The organism is Bradyrhizobium centrosematis, from assembly GCF_045571495.1.
In the GTDB taxonomy this organism is placed as follows: Bacteria; Pseudomonadota; Alphaproteobacteria; order Rhizobiales; family Xanthobacteraceae; genus Bradyrhizobium; species Bradyrhizobium centrosematis.
In genome coordinates this window covers 5,307,327-5,321,646 of sequence record NZ_CP120703.1, presented here as the reverse complement: position 1 = coordinate 5,321,646, position 14,320 = coordinate 5,307,327, and the positions used below count along the sequence as shown (strand labels likewise).

Sequence of the window (14,320 nt, the reverse complement as noted above, 5' to 3'; positions counted from 1 at the left end):
TGTTTTACCTCTACGCGGGAGGCGCCCCAGCTGAACTAACCCCGCCGCCGCGTGCTGCTTCCGGCCCGCCGCTGAAGGCTGCGACCAATTTTTCCAGGACTGGCGAGAAGCCGCCATCCATGGGAACGATTGCCGCCGAGGACGGCAGTTCGGATGTTCGGTGGCAGGCCGTTGCATGTCCGATGCCATCCGCCACGAGCCCGGGCATTTCGTTGCGGCAGCGGTCGACCGCATAGGGGCAGCGGGTGTGGAAGCGGCATCCCGGCGGCGGATTGAGGGCGCTGGGGATCTCTCCCTGCAGCACAATCCGGCTGCTCTTTGCCCGCGGTTTGGGCACGGGGATCGCGGACAGGAGGGCACGGCTATAGGGGTGGCGCGGCGCGGCGAACAACGCGTCGGCCTCCGCGGTCTCGACGATCTGGCCGAGATTCATCACCGCGACGTGGTCGGCGATGTGCTTGACCACGGCGAGGTCGTGCGAGACGAAGATATAGGCGAGGCCGAGCCGATCCTGCAGCTCGCGCAGCAGGTTCAGGATCTGCGAGCGGATCGAGACGTCGAGCGCCGAGACCGGCTCGTCGCAGATGATCAGCTTCGGCTCGACCGCGAGCGCGCGGGCGATGGCGATGCGCTGGCGCTGGCCGCCCGAGAATTCGTGCGGATAGCGCCGCGCCAGCCGCGGCTCCAGCCCGACCAGCCGCAAAAGCTCGGCAACGCGGGCGTGCCGCTGCGCCGGCGGTACGAGATCGTGCAGTGCCAGCGGCTCGGTCAGGATCTGGCCTACCGTCATGCGCGGATTGAGGGAGGCGTAGGGGTCCTGAAAGATGATCTGCGCCTCGCGGCGGAAGGCGCGCAAGCCGCCGGCATCGAGCGCGCGCAGGTCGCGGCCGTCGAAGCGGATCGCGCCTGCATCCGGCTCGATCAGCCGCAGCACGAGGCGGCTGACGGTGGATTTGCCGCAGCCGGATTCGCCGACCAGCGCCAGCGTCTTGCCGGCTTCGAGCGAGAAGGAAACGCCGTCGACCGCCTTGACGTGTGCCAGCGGCCGGCCGAACAGCGAGCGCTCGGCGACGAAATGCTTGACCAGGTCGTCGACCTCGAGCAGCGCCATCACGACACCAGCCGTTCGAGCGGCGCGCGGATGCAGCGCGAGAGGTGGCCGGGGCTGACTTCGACGAGTGGCGGCGGCGCCTTGGCGCAGGCGTCGAGCACGAAGGGGCAGCGCGCGGCGAAGCGGCAGCCGGCCGGTGGCTGCGCCATGTTCGGGACCATGCCCTCGATCGTTGCGAGCTGCTCGGCGCGATGGTCGAGCCGGGGGATCGAGCCGAGCAGGCCGACCGTGTAAGGGTGCTGCGGCGTCGAGAACAAGTCGTCCACCGGCGCGCGCTCGACGATCTCGCCGGCATACATCACCGCGACCTCGTCGCAGACCTCGGCGACGACGCCGAGATCGTGGGTGATCAGGATGATCGCGGCGCCGCTCGCGGCCTTCAATTCGCGCATCAGCTCCAGGATCTGAGCCTGCAGGGTGACGTCGAGCGCGGTGGTCGGCTCGTCGGCGATCAGGAGGCGCGGATCGCAGGCGAGCGCCATCGCGATCATCACGCGCTGGCGCATGCCGCCGGAGAGCTTGTGCGGATATTCGTCGATCCGCCGCTCCGGTGAGGGAATATGGACGCGGCGCAACAACTCGATCGCCCGCTCGCGCGCGCTCTTCCGTGAGCCGCCGCGATGGCGCAAGATGGTCTCGATGATCTGGTCGCCGATGGTGAAGCTCGGGTTCAGCGAGGTCATCGGCTCCTGGAAGATCATCGCCAGCCGGTTGCCGCGCAGGTCGCGCAACGTCTGGTCAGGCGTCTTCAGTAAGTCGAAACCGTCAAAACGGATCGCGCCAGTGATCTCCGCGCTTTGCTTCGGCAGCAGGCCCATGATCGCCAGCGACGTCACGCTCTTGCCGCAGCCGGATTCTCCGACGAGGCCGAGCGTCGCGCCGTTGGCGACGCTGAGATCGACGCTGTCGACGGCGTGGGTGACACGGCCGTCGTCGCCATGAAAGCGGATTCGAAGATCTGTGATCTCGATGAGGGGGCTCGCGCTCATGATTGCCTTGCGCGCGCTACGTTGATGCTGGCGTCGATGACGCTGCGATCGGTGTTGCCGGCAGGGTTCTGCCGCGTCGGCATTGACGCGCGGAAGTGCACCCAGAGCTCCTGGCTGACCCGTTCCAGCCGTTCGAGCTCGCCGATCGGATCGGGATGGTCGTCGGCGCGAATGTCCAGCGCCGGCCATTCCTCATCGCCGTGGATCAAGAGCGCGGCAGATTGCTTGCCGCGCTTGTCGCCACCCGCGGCTTCCCCTGCACGCATCGCCGCGAGGAGGCGGCGCGGGAACGGCAGGGTGTCGCTGGCGATGTAGGTCTTTGCGGTCTCGTCGAGCACCTCGGCGCCCGCCAGCATGTTGCCGGCGACCGAAAACCCGCTGCCGGCGATGTGACCGCACCAGTCGACGCAGTCGCGCCCGGTATGCGCGGCGATTGCGCCGCTCGCATCCATGATATGGACCTGCCGGCTCTCGCGTCCGTTGTCCGCCGCGACCGTCGCGGCGAGCACGTCGTGCGCGTTGAGACCCTCGCGCAGGAGCTTGACCCCGTCGATGCCGTAATAGGGATTGACGAAGGCTTGTGTCGCGATGGCGCCGAGACCGGCCGCGATATACGGCACGCGCGCGCCGACGGCGAAGAACCGGGTTGCGACGGCGATGCCGAACTGGCCGGTGGCAGGATCTCGCGCGATGATCGACCAGGTCATATGCTGCCTATCACCGTCCCGCGGCGTAACCCTGCATGCCGCGCGGATTGGCGGCGGCGCGCCGGCGCGGACCCACGCGTGAGGCCGCGGTGAGGCGGCCTTCGGACCAGTCGGGACCGACCTCGACGACATGCCCGCGCTCACGAAGGTTCTCGATCGTCGCCTTCGGCACGCGGTTCTCGACCACGAGCACGCCGGGCCGCGCGGTGCGCGGCCAGAACGAGATCGGGAAATGCTCGGAATGCCAGGCCGGCGCGTCGATCGCTTCCTGGAGGTTGAGATTGCAATGGACGTGGCGCAGGAAGAACTGCGTGATCCACTGGTCCTGCTGGTCGCCGCCGGGCGAGCCCCAGGCCAGATAAGGCTCGCCGTCGCGTAGAGCCATGGTCGGCGACAGCGTCGTGCGCGGCCGCTTGCCCGGCGCAAGCGAACTCGGTTGGTTCTCCTCCAAATCGAACATTTGTGCGCGGCTGCCGAGGCAAAAACCGAGCTCGGGAATGATTGGCGAAGATTGCAGCCAGCCGCCCGACGGCGTCGAGGACACCATGTTGCCGGCGTTGTCGATGATGTCGAAATGCACGGTGTCGCCGCGCACCTCGCCGAAGCGCCCCACAGTCGGTTCGCCGGCGCCGAGTGCGCCGACGGCCTCGCGCTGGCCCTCGGCGCGCCGCAGCTTGATCACCCCGCCAAAACCCTCGACCGCGCCGGGTCGAAGGTCGAGCGAAGCTTTCTCGGTCACCAGCTTGCGGCGCTCGTCGTTGTAGGCATCCGACAGCAGCGTCGCGATCGGGATATCGCTGAACTTGGGATCGCCGTAGAACTTTTCGCGGTCGGCAAAGGCGAGCTTGGCGCATTCGATCTGGAGATGGATGAACTCGGGTCCCGTCGGGTCGAGGCCGTCGAGCGCAAAGCCCTTCAGCAGCGCGAGCTGCTGCAGCGTCACCGGCCCCTGGCTCCAGACGCCCGCCTTGCAGACGGTGTAGCGGCCATAGTCGTAGGTGAGTGGCGCCTCGACCGTCGGCTGCCAGCGCGCCATGTCGTCGGCGGAAAGCACGCCGCGATGCGGCGAGCCGCTGACGTCCATCACCTCCTGGGTGCGGCAAAACTTGTCGATGGCCTCGGCGACGAAGCCTTGCGACCAGGCCTTGCGCGCCCGCGCGATCTCGGCGTCGCGGCCTCCGCCGCCGCTCTCGGCCTCGCCGAGAATGCGAGCATAGGTCGCGGCCAGCGTCTTGTTGGTGAACAGCGTGCCCGGCTTCGGCACCTCGCCGTTCGGCAGGTAGACGGCGGCGGAGGTCGGCCAGTGTTTGCGGAACAGCTGCTCGACGGTCTGGATCGTGGCGCAGGCGCGCTCGACCAAAGGATAGCCGTCGCGCGCATAGAAGATCGCGGGCTCGAGCACGTCGCGCACGCGCATCGTGCCGTAGTCGCGCAGCAGCATCATCCAGGATTCGAAGGTGCCGGGAACGCAGGCCGCCAGCAGGCCGGTGCCTGGCACCATGTCCAGGCCCTCGCTCCTGTAATGCGCGATGGTGGCCCGTGCCGGCGCCGGACCTTGGCCGCAGATCACCTCGGTGCGACCGCGCTTCACGTCGTGCACGATGACAGGCACGTCGCCGCCGGGGCCGTTCAGATGCGGTTCGACCACCTGCAGCGTGAAGGCGGCGGCGACGCCGGCGTCGAAGGCGTTGCCGCCCTTTTCGAGGATGGCCATGCCGACGGCGGTCGCGATCCAATGCGTGGTGGCGACGACCCCGAACGTGCCCTCGATCTCGGGGCGCGTCGTGAACGGATCGGGATTGATGTTGCTGGCCATGGGCTACCTCATTTGCGGCGTGCGCAATTGATCACAGGGGCAAGCCGCCGCCAAATGCGCGGGCTGCATGGCATGCGCGCGTCACGCCGGGACCGGCGCGGTGTTAACCGCGTGGCAGGCGACGCCGTCGATCAGCTCTGGCGTCTCCTTGCGGCAGAGATCGAACGCCAGCGGGCAGCGCGGATTGAAGGCGCAGCCGGAAGGCGGGTTGATCGGGTTCGGGATTTCGCCCTTTACCGGAATGCGCTGGCGCCCGCTCATGGCGAGATCCGGCACCGCGCCCAGCAGCATCTTGGTGTAGGGCATGCGGGGACGGGCGAACAGCTCGCGCCCCTCGGCGATCTCGACGATGCGGCCGAGATACATCACCCCGACGCGGCTCGCCATGTGGCGGACCACGGCGAGGTTGTGGCTGATGAACATGTAGGTGAGGCCGAACTTGTCCTGGAGATCGCGCATCAGATTGAGGATCTGCGCCTGCACGGAGACATCGAGCGCCGAGGTCGGCTCGTCGCAGACGATGAACTCGGCATCCGATGCGAGCGCCCGGGCGATCGCGATGCGCTGGCGCTGGCCGCCGGAGAATTCGTGCGGGAATTTCAGCCGGTCGTCCGGATGCAGGCCGACGAGCGTGAGCAGCTCGCCGACGCGGGCCTGGATGTCGCGCTCGCCCTGGATCAGGTCGAAGGCGCGGATCGGCTCGGAGATGATGGCATCGACGCGGAACCGCGGGTTCAGGCTCGCATAGGGATCCTGGAAGATCATCTGGATGCGGCGGCGCAGCTTTCGCCGCGCGAGGGCCTGCCGCGGGTCGGTCATCGAGACGCCGTCGATCAGCACGTCGCCGGAGCTCGGCGGCAACAAGCCGACGACCATCCGCGCCACCGTGGTCTTGCCCGAGCCGGACTCGCCGACCAGCGCAAACGTTTCACCCTTCCTGATGTCGAAGGTGACGTGATCGACCGCCTTGAGATACTCAAGGTGCCCGCCCTCGAGCACGCGGTTGAGCCAGGGCTTCGAGACGTCGAACACCCGGCGCAGATTTGTCGCCTGAACGAAGGGGGCGCTCATGCCGCGCTCTCCGCTGGCACGCTGTCATAGAGATGACACGCGACCGATTGTGCGCCCCGCGGTAGCGGCTCGGGCCGCTCGACCCGGCAGCGATCGAAGGCGAAGGCGCAGCGCGGATTGAACGAGCAGCCGGGCGGGATCGCCGAGAGGCGCGGCATCGAACCGGGAATCTGCTGAAGGCGCTTATCGTCGCCGGCAAGCGTCGGGATCGCGCCCATCAGGCCCTTGGCGTAAGGGTGCAGCGGATTTCTGACGACATCCTGGACCGGACCGATCTCGGCGACGCGGCCGGCATACATCACCGCGACGCGGTCCGAGGTCTCCGCGATCACGCCCATGTCGTGCGTCACCAGCATCACGGCAGTGCCGTGGTCGCGGCCGAGCCGCTTGATCAGCGAGATGATCTGCGCCTGCACGGAGACGTCGAGTGCGGTGGTCGGCTCGTCGGCGATGATCAGCTCAGGTTCGGCGCAGATCGCGAGCGCAATCACGACGCGCTGGCGCATGCCGCCGGAGAATTCGTGCGGATAGCCGTCGATGCGCTTGTCCGGCGCGGGGATGCCGACCTCGGCGAGCAGGTCAATGGCGCGGCGGCGCGCAGCCGTCTCCGACAGGTTCAGGTGGGTTCGGATCGTCTCGATGATCTGGTCGCCGACCCGGTAGAGCGGATTGAGCGAGGTCAGGGGGTCCTGGAAGATCATGCCGATCCGCTTTCCGCGGATGCGGCGCATATCCTCGGGTGGCAGATTGTCGATGCGCAGGCCGGCAAGATGAATCTCGCCGCCGGCGATGCGGCCGGGCGGATCGATCAGGCCGATCACGGAGAGGCCGGTGACGGACTTGCCGGCGCCGGATTCGCCGACGACGCCCAGCACTTCGCCCTTGGCGATGTCGAACGAGACGCCGTCGATGGCGCGCAACGTGCCGCGACGGGAGGCGAACTCCACCTTGAGATTGCGGACGGAGAGAACGGGCTCGGTCATGAACGCTGCATGCTCATCGGAGTTTGGGGTTGAGGGCGTCGCGCAGCCAGTCGCCGAGCAGGTTGATCGACAGGATCAACGCCGCAAGTGCGATTCCGGGGAAGGCGACGATCCACCATTCACCTGCGAACAAATAGCCGTTGCCGATGCGGATCAACGTGCCGAGCGACGGCATGGTCTCGGGCATGCCCGAGCCGAGGAAGGACAGTGTCGCCTCGGTGATAATGGCGAGGGCGAGGTTGATGGTGGCGATTACCAGGACCGGTCCGGTCGTATTCGGCAGCACGTGGCGCAGCATGATCACAGGAGCCGGCAAGCCGATCAACTGCGCGGCCGCGACGTAGTCCTTGTTCTTTTCGACCAGGACCAAGCCGCGGACCGTGCGCGCATATTGGACCCAGAAGCTCAGGCCAATCGCGAAGACCAGGACCGCCAGCATACTCATCTCGTCGAGCTTGTTGCCGAAGACCGATTTGGCGATACCGTTGATCAAGAGCGCGATCAGGATGGCCGGGAAGGACAGCTGCACGTCGGCGATGCGCATGATCAGCCCGTCGACGGCGCCGCCGAAATAGCCGGCTGTCAGCCCGAGCAGAATGCCGAGTGCGCCGGAGAAGACAACGCCGAGCACGCCGACAAGGAGCGAGATGCGCAGGCCGTAGAGAATAGCGGACAGCACGTCGCGGCCCTGCTCGTCGGTGCCGAGCAGGAACGGACTCTGGCCGTCGGCGGTCCAGAGCGGCGAGATACGTGAATTCATCAACTGGAGCTGCGCAGGATCGAACGGATTCTGCACCGACAGCATGGGAGCGAAGATCGCAACCAGGAAGAACAGCAGCGTCACGCCGGCCGCGGTCATGGTCACCTTGGAACGGCCGAACGAATAGAACAGGTCGCTGTCAAGCGTGCGCTTGAACCAGCCCGGCGCGGCCGCGTTGGGCTTCCTGGTCGTGTGCGGAACGACGGCTTCGCTCATCTCAATGCGCCTGGCTGACTGTCGAGCGCAGGCGCGGATCGACGATGGTATAGAGGATATCAACCACGAGATTGATGGTGACGAAGATCAGGGACACCATCATCAGATACGCCGCCATGATCGGGATGTCGACGTTCTGAACGGCCTGCACGAACAGGAGGCCCATGCCCGGCCACTGGAACACGGTTTCGGTGATGATCGCGAAGGCAATGACCGAGCCAAATTGCAGGCCGGCGACGGTGATGACGGGAACCAGCGTGTTGCGCAGGGCGTGGCCGAAATGGATCGCGCGCGTCGTAAGGCCGCGGGCGCGGGCGAAGCGGATATAGTCGGTTCGCAGCACTTCGAGCATCTCGGCGCGGACCAGACGCATGATCAGCGTCATCTGAAACAGGCCGAGCGTGATCGACGGCATGATCAGTGCCTTCAATCCCGACAGCGTCAGCAAGCCCGTCGTCCACCACCCGATCCGCACGACATCGCCACGGCCGAAGGACGGCAGCCAGCCGAGCGTCACGGAGAACAGGTAGATCAGGAGGATGCCGATCAGGAAGGTCGGCAGCGAGATGCCGATCAAGGAGACGGCCTGGAATATGTGCGTGAGCCAGCTGTCGCGGCGAAGCGCGGAATAGACGCCCATCAGGATGCCGCAGATCATTGCGAAAATGGTGGCGCAGATCGCAAGCTCCAGCGTCGCCGGCATCCGTTCCACCAGAAGATTCGTGACAGGCAGGCGGAACTGGTAGGAGACGCCGAACTTGAACTGCGCAGCGTTGCCGATATAGCGGCCGAACTGCACGATCACGGGGTCGTCAAGGCCGAGCGATTTGCGGATCGCGGCGCGTTCGGCGCCGGACGTGTCCATCCCGACCATCTGGTTCACGGGATCACCGGCGAAGCGAAACATCGAGAACGCGATGATCCCCACGGCGATCATGACACCGATGGCCTGGATGGCCCGGCGCAGTGTGAAAGCGAGCATCTGTTCCTTTCACATCTCTTCAGTAGCACGCATCATCGCGTTAGCCCGAAACGGTAAGTCCCGGAAGCCGAGATCCTGGTGGCTTCCGGGACTTCACAACTTGCCGATACCTACTCGTCCTGCTTGGTCGCCCAGTAGAGCAGGACCTGGTTGTCCGCGCGCTGGGTCAATTTCACCTTCTTCGACACGCCCCAGGCGAGCGCCTGCTGGTGCAGCGGGATATAGGCCCAGTCCTTCATCGAAAGCTCGAAAGCCTCCTTGATCAGCAGATTGCGCTTGGTCGTATCCGTTTCCACGAGAACCTTGTCGGCGAGTTCGTCGAACTGCTTGTTGCAATAGCCTGCGAGATTGGCTTCACCGCGGTTGGGATCCTTGGGATCGTCCCGGCAGCCCATGATGTCATGCAGCACGTTCTGGGAGTCGAGCGTATCCGGGGTCCAGCCCAGCATGAACAGCGAGGTCTTGTAGCCGCCGGGCTTCAGCACCTTGGCGAAATACTGGGCCTTCGGCTGCGCCAGCAAATCGACCTTGATGTTGATGCGAGCGAGCATGCCGACGATCGCCTGGCAGATCGCGGCGTCGTTGACGTAGCGATCGTTCGGGCAGTCCATCGTCACCTCGAAACCGTCCGCATAGCCGGCGTCCGCCAGGAGCTTCTTGGCGGCGTCGGGATCGAACTTCGGCCTGGTGAAATCCTTCGCAGCGAAGATCTCCGGTGCGACCATCAATGCGGACGGGGTGGAAAGGCCGCGCATGACGCGATTCTTGATCAGCTCGACATCGATTGCCCGGTAGACGGCCTCGCGGACGCGAACGTCCTTGAACGGGTTCTTGCCCTTGACATTGGAGTACAAGAGCTCGTCACGCGCCTGATCCATGCCGACAAAGATGGTGCGAAGTTCAGGCCCTGTCAGCACGGTGGCGTTCGGGCTCGCTTTGACGCGCTCGATGTCCTGTACCGGAACCGGCTCGATCACGTCGACCTCGCCCGACAGTAGCGCCGCAACACGCGTGGCCGGGTTGGCGATCGGCGTGAAAATGATTTCCTTCAGATTGTGTTCCGGCTTGCGCCACCAGTTTGGATTGGGCTTGAAGACGGTTTTCACGCCCGGCTGATGACTCTCGATGGTGAAGGCGCCGGTGCCGTTTTCATGGAGCGATGCATAGCTCGGGGTCGTCGCCGCTGCGGGCGTCGGTGCCACTGCATCGTTCGCCTCTGCCCATTTCTTGTCCATGATGTACCAGGTCGCCCACAATGCCGTCAGGATGGGATTGGGCGAGGTCAGGATGAAATCGACGGTATAGTCGTCGATCTTGACGACCTTGGCATCAGCGGGAACGCGGCTCTGGAAATTGGAGCCTTTTGCTCGCACACGCTCGGCCGAGAACACGACGTCGTCGGCGGTGAAGGGGTCGCCATTGTGGAATTTGACGCCCTTGCGCAGGTGAAAGCGCCATCGCGTCGGCTCCGGCGTCTCCCAGCTTTCCGCGAGCGCCGGGATGATCTTCAGGTCCTTGTCGCGGGCAACCAGGCCCTCATAGACATGGCCGAGATGCGCACTCGTGGTTGACTCGTTCAGGGTGTACGGATCGAGCGATTTCAGCTCACCCTGATTGGCATAGCGCAGCGTCTGGCTCGACGCCGGCGAAACAGCCAATGCAAGCGCACCGGCAAGCGTCGCCGCAAACAGACTTCGTCCAACTGACATTCTTGACCCTCTCCACTCGCCCCGACCGTCATTTTTGATTGTTCGGTGAGGCCGATCGATCCATGTTGCCCAGAGTTCTCGACCCGTGCAAGCGCCATTCCAGCAAGGAACGCGCCAAGTTGCACCGCTGTGCAGCAATGCTGGCCATGCAGCCCGGCATGGACAATTGCCTATTTCGACCTTGGTTGACCATGTGGGCCGATTGCGGGACGGGGCACCTCGCGCCGGCGTCAGGTCGCTTGCGTCGCACCACAACTCGCGGCGATACTCCCGCCAGGCCGCTCGAATCTCAATCCGGAGGGGACATGAAAGTTAACATCGAAATCGACTGCACCCCCCTCGAGGCACGCCAGTTCTTCGGCCTGCCCGACGTGGCGCCGATGCAAACGGCGGTGATGGACAAGCTGCAGCAGCAGGTGCTCAGCAACATCGAGAAGGTCTCGCCGGAATCGCTGATCCAGAGCTGGTTCACCTTCGATCCAAAGATCGCCGAGCGCTTCCAGGACATGTTCGTCACCATGGCCGGCCTCGGCGGTACGCGCAGCAGCGACAAGAAAAAATAGTGTCGTCCGGGCGGGAGGGGGCGCAGGAGACAGGCCGGCTTCGTCCGCCGGGTCTCGGCCTACTGCTCGCCGAAGCCCGCGGCTTGTTCGAGCTCAATGCGAGCCTGCTGCTGTCGCCGCTCCTGATGCGGGCGCCGCGAGGCGACGGCCATCCAGTGCTGGCGCTGCCGGGCTTCCTCGCCAGCGACCTCTCGATGGTGCCGATGCGACGCTATCTCAGCGAGCTCGGCTATGAGGCACATGCCTGGCGGATGGGGCGAAATCTTGGTGGGCTGGAGCGGATGCGGGACGCCTTGCGCGCCCGCCTTGGCGAGGTTCATGCCGCGAGTGGACGCAAGGTCAGCCTAGTCGGATGGAGTCTCGGCGGCGTCTATGCCCGCGATCTCGCGCTTTGGGCACCTGACATGGTTCGCTACGTTGTCACGCTCGGCAGCCCCTTCGCCAATGACGTGCGGGCGACCAACGCCACGCGGCTCTACGAGGCGCTGTCCGGCGAGCGGGTCGAAGATTTTGCGGAAGCGCGGGAGGCGATTGCCGGCGATCTGCCGGTGCCGACAACCTCGATCTATTCGCGTGCGGACGGTGTGGTTAACTGGCGGACCTGCCTGCTGCGCCCGTCGGACCGGGCCGAGAACATCGAGGTGCATCTCGCGAGCCATCTCGGGCTCGGGGTGAACCCCGCGGCGCTGTGGGCGGTGGCGGACCGGCTTGCGCAACCGGAAGGGGAATTCTCGCCATTTGACCGGGCCGGGCCGTTTGCCATTGCATATGCCCCGCCGGAACAGGCAGTATCGGCCTGACGAGAAGCGCCGGCCAAGGCGCCCGTCAAATCTTGCGGGAGGGAACTATGGCTGACGGTAAGAAGCTGTCGTCGCTGGACGCGTCGTTTCTTTATCTGGAAACGCCGGAAATGCCGATGCATGTCGGGAGCATGGCGATCTTCCGCCTGCCCGACGACTACAAGGGCGACTTCTTCGAAGACTTCAAGGCGATGATCGTCTCGCGCCTGCATATCGCGCCGATCCTCAAAGCGCGGCTGGAGAAGGCGCCGCTCGACATCGACCATCCCTCCTGGGTCGAGGACGACCAGTTCGACATCGACCGCCATATCTTCCGCGCGAGCTTGCCGCAGCCGCGCGACCGCGCCACGCTCGAACGCATCGTCGGCTGGATGCATGCCAAGCTCTTGAACCGCGCACGCCCGCTCTGGGAATTCTATGTGTTCGAGGGCATGAAGGACAACGAGGTCGGGCTCTATTCAAAGATGCACCATGCCGCCATCGACGGCGGCGCCGGTGCGGCGCTGACCAACATGATCTACGACATCTCCCCGATCCCGCGGAAGGTCGAGCCGCCGACGGCTGGAAGCAAGCCCGGACAGGAGCCGCGCGACATCGCCGCCAACCTGCTCGATTCCTATCAGCAGCTGTTCAGCCAGCCGCTCGATGCCTCGGCGGCGGCGAAGAACCTGCAGCTGCCGCGCACTGGCAAGAGTGACATCGGCTCCATCCTGTTCGACAATGCGATGTATCAGATCGAGAGCGCGGTGCGTTTTGCCGGCAACATCCCGACCGTGCTCAAGAGCGTGTCCGACGTGCTCGGCAAGATCACCGACCCGAAGTCGCGCGAAAGTCTCGCCAGCATGGTGTCGCCGCCGACCATGCTCAACAAGACCATCTCCTCGGAGCGGAGCTTTGCCGGCGTGTCGATCCCGCTGTCGCGGGCGAAGGCGGTGGCCAAGCAGGCCGGCGGCAAGCTCAACGACGTGGTGCTGGCGCTCGCCTCCGGCGTAGTCCGCCGCTATCTCCTGCAATATGGCACGCTGCCGGCGAAGTCCCTGACCGCAGCGGTGCCGATCTCGCTGCGCGAGGAGGGCAACACCGAGGCCAACAACCAGGTGTTCGGCATGATCTGCTCGATCGCGACCAACGTCGACGATCCCAAGGCGCGGCTCGAGGCCATCATCGCGCAGTCGACCAAGTCCAAGGAGATGTCGCATCCCTTGCGCGCGCTGATGCCGCAGGTCTCCAACATCTCGATGCTGGGTGCGCCGATCATGGTGCAGATTCTGGCGCTGCTCTACAGCCGCTCCAACCTGTCGGACGTGCTGCCGCCGGCCGCGAACATCACCGTGTCCAACGTGCCCGGGCCGCGGCAGACGCTCTACGCTGCCGGCGCGGAGCTTCTGCACATCTTCCCGGTGTCGATCGCGACGCACGGGCAGGCGCTCAACATCACCGTGCAGAGCTACCGCGACCAGCTCGATTTCGGCTTCATCGTCGGCGCCAACATCATTCCGCACGTGCAGGTGATGTGCGACATGCTGCCGGGGGAGTTCGCCGCGCTTGAGGCGGCCTACGCGCCGCCGACGGCGGACATCAAGGGCGCTGCCGAGTAGGAATGTTTCAATGATCGAAATGCCGCCGCTCAAGTTCGCGCAGACGAACGGAATCCGCATGGGCTATTACGAGGCGGGTCCGGCCGATGACAAGCCGCCAATCGTGCTGTGCCACGGCTGGCCCGAGCTCGCCTTCTCCTGGCGCCACCAGATCAAGGCGCTGAGCGAGGCCGGCATCCGGGTGATTGCCCCGGACCAGCGCGGCTATGGCGCGACCGACCGGCCCGAGCCGGTGGAGGACTACGACATGGAGCATTTGACCGGCGATCTCGTCGGTTTGCTCGATCATCTCGGGATCGAGAAGGCAATCTTCGTCGGTCACGACTGGGGCGGCTTCGTGGTCTGGCAGATGCCGCTGCGGCATCCCTCGCGCGTCGCCGGTGTGGTTGGCGTCAACACCCCCCATTGGGACCGCATGCCGATCGACCCCATCGCGCTGTTCCGCCAGCGTTACGGCGACCAGATGTATATCGTCCAGTTCCAGGATCCCGCGCGGGAGCCGGACAAGATCTTCGGCAGCCGGGTCGAGCAGACCTTCGACGCCTTCATGCGCAAGCCGCTGGCAAAGCCGGCGGCGAAACCGGACGAGCCGCCGATTGCAGGCGTCGGGGCCTCGGCAAAGACCAATCTGGCCTTCCCGCAGATGATCGCGGCGTACGATGCCAAGGTCGATCCACGCACGCCGATCCTGTCGGCCGACGAGAAGAAGGTGTTCGTCGACACCTTCACGAAGACCGGCTTCACCGGCGGCATCAACTGGTATCGCAACTTCTCCCGCAACTGGGAGCGGTCGAAGGGCCTGGACCACAATATCCATGTGCCGTCGTTGATGATCATGGCGGAGAACGATGCAGTGCTGCCGCCCTCGGCGGCCGACGGCATGGAGAGACTGATCTCCGACCTCGAGAAGTATCTGGTGAAGGACAGCGGCCATTGGACGCAGCAGGAGAAGCCGGAGGAGGTCAGCGCGAAGCTGATCGAATGGCGTAGAAGGCGGTTTGGGTGACGGCGCGGT

General features: G+C 65.3%; 13 protein-coding genes. 4 read left to right on the top strand and 9 right to left on the bottom strand.

Annotated features, from left to right (window positions below; genetic code table 11):
• Positions 1 to 10 precede the first annotated feature (10 nt).
• The 9 genes from P6U31_RS25445 to P6U31_RS25405 all read right to left on the bottom strand — a co-directional run bounded on the left by P6U31_RS25445 (position 11) and on the right by P6U31_RS25405 (position 10,344).
• A complete protein-coding gene (locus tag P6U31_RS25445; RefSeq protein ID WP_407184509.1) occupies positions 11 to 1,111 on the bottom strand; it encodes an ABC transporter ATP-binding protein in 1,101 nt (366 codons plus the stop codon).
• Entirely contained in the window at positions 1,111 to 2,100 is a 990-nt protein-coding gene (locus tag P6U31_RS25440; RefSeq protein WP_407184508.1) for an ABC transporter ATP-binding protein, read from the bottom strand. The genes P6U31_RS25445 and P6U31_RS25440 overlap by 1 nt, the downstream gene beginning before the upstream one ends.
• Positions 2,097 to 2,807 (bottom strand): DUF1028 domain-containing protein, encoded by a 711-nt coding sequence (locus P6U31_RS25435; RefSeq protein ID WP_407184507.1) that lies wholly within the window; start codon positions 2,805 to 2,807, stop codon positions 2,097 to 2,099. Before P6U31_RS25435 ends, P6U31_RS25440 begins: the two co-directional genes overlap by 4 nt.
• A 10-nt stretch (positions 2,808 to 2,817) precedes the next feature.
• Positions 2,818 to 4,623 (bottom strand): gamma-glutamyltransferase family protein, encoded by a 1,806-nt coding sequence (locus P6U31_RS25430; protein ID WP_407184506.1) that lies wholly within the window; start codon positions 4,621 to 4,623, stop codon positions 2,818 to 2,820.
• A gap of 81 nt (positions 4,624 to 4,704) precedes the next feature.
• On the bottom strand, positions 4,705 to 5,694 hold the full coding sequence (locus tag P6U31_RS25425) for an ABC transporter ATP-binding protein (RefSeq protein WP_407184505.1): 990 nt from the start codon (positions 5,692 to 5,694) through the stop codon (positions 4,705 to 4,707).
• Positions 5,691 to 6,677 carry an ABC transporter ATP-binding protein gene (locus tag P6U31_RS25420; RefSeq protein ID WP_407184504.1) on the bottom strand — a complete coding sequence of 329 codons (987 nt, stop codon included), beginning with the start codon at positions 6,675 to 6,677 and terminating at the stop codon, positions 5,691 to 5,693. The genes P6U31_RS25425 and P6U31_RS25420 overlap by 4 nt, the downstream gene beginning before the upstream one ends.
• A gap of 13 nt (positions 6,678 to 6,690) precedes the next feature.
• Positions 6,691 to 7,653 carry an ABC transporter permease gene (locus P6U31_RS25415; RefSeq protein ID WP_407184503.1) on the bottom strand — a complete coding sequence of 321 codons (963 nt, stop codon included), beginning with the start codon at positions 7,651 to 7,653 and terminating at the stop codon, positions 6,691 to 6,693.
• A 1-nt stretch (position 7,654) separates the two neighbouring features.
• Positions 7,655 to 8,635: an ABC transporter permease gene (locus P6U31_RS25410; RefSeq protein ID WP_407184502.1), complete on the bottom strand. Its 981-nt coding sequence runs from the start codon at positions 8,633 to 8,635 to the stop codon at positions 7,655 to 7,657.
• Between the two features lie 110 nt (positions 8,636 to 8,745).
• Entirely contained in the window at positions 8,746 to 10,344 is a 1,599-nt protein-coding gene (locus P6U31_RS25405; protein ID WP_407184501.1) for an ABC transporter substrate-binding protein, read from the bottom strand.
• 305 nt (positions 10,345 to 10,649) lie between these two features.
• Here P6U31_RS25405 and P6U31_RS25400 point away from each other — a divergent pair, with 305 nt between their 5' ends.
• The 4 genes from P6U31_RS25400 to P6U31_RS25385 are packed head-to-tail and all read left to right on the top strand — an operon-like array spanning position 10,650 to position 14,311.
• Positions 10,650 to 10,907: a DUF6489 family protein gene (locus P6U31_RS25400; RefSeq protein ID WP_097659465.1), complete on the top strand. Its 258-nt coding sequence runs from the start codon at positions 10,650 to 10,652 to the stop codon at positions 10,905 to 10,907.
• A complete protein-coding gene (locus tag P6U31_RS25395) occupies positions 10,907 to 11,707 on the top strand; it encodes an esterase/lipase family protein (RefSeq protein ID WP_407184500.1) in 801 nt (266 codons plus the stop codon). Before P6U31_RS25400 ends, P6U31_RS25395 begins: the two co-directional genes overlap by 1 nt.
• A gap of 47 nt (positions 11,708 to 11,754) precedes the next feature.
• Positions 11,755 to 13,305: a WS/DGAT/MGAT family O-acyltransferase gene (locus P6U31_RS25390; RefSeq protein WP_407184499.1), complete on the top strand. Its 1,551-nt coding sequence runs from the start codon at positions 11,755 to 11,757 to the stop codon at positions 13,303 to 13,305.
• 10 nt (positions 13,306 to 13,315) lie between these two features.
• Positions 13,316 to 14,311: an alpha/beta fold hydrolase gene (locus tag P6U31_RS25385; RefSeq protein WP_407184498.1), complete on the top strand. Its 996-nt coding sequence runs from the start codon at positions 13,316 to 13,318 to the stop codon at positions 14,309 to 14,311.
• The last annotated feature ends 9 nt before the right edge of the window (positions 14,312 to 14,320 follow it).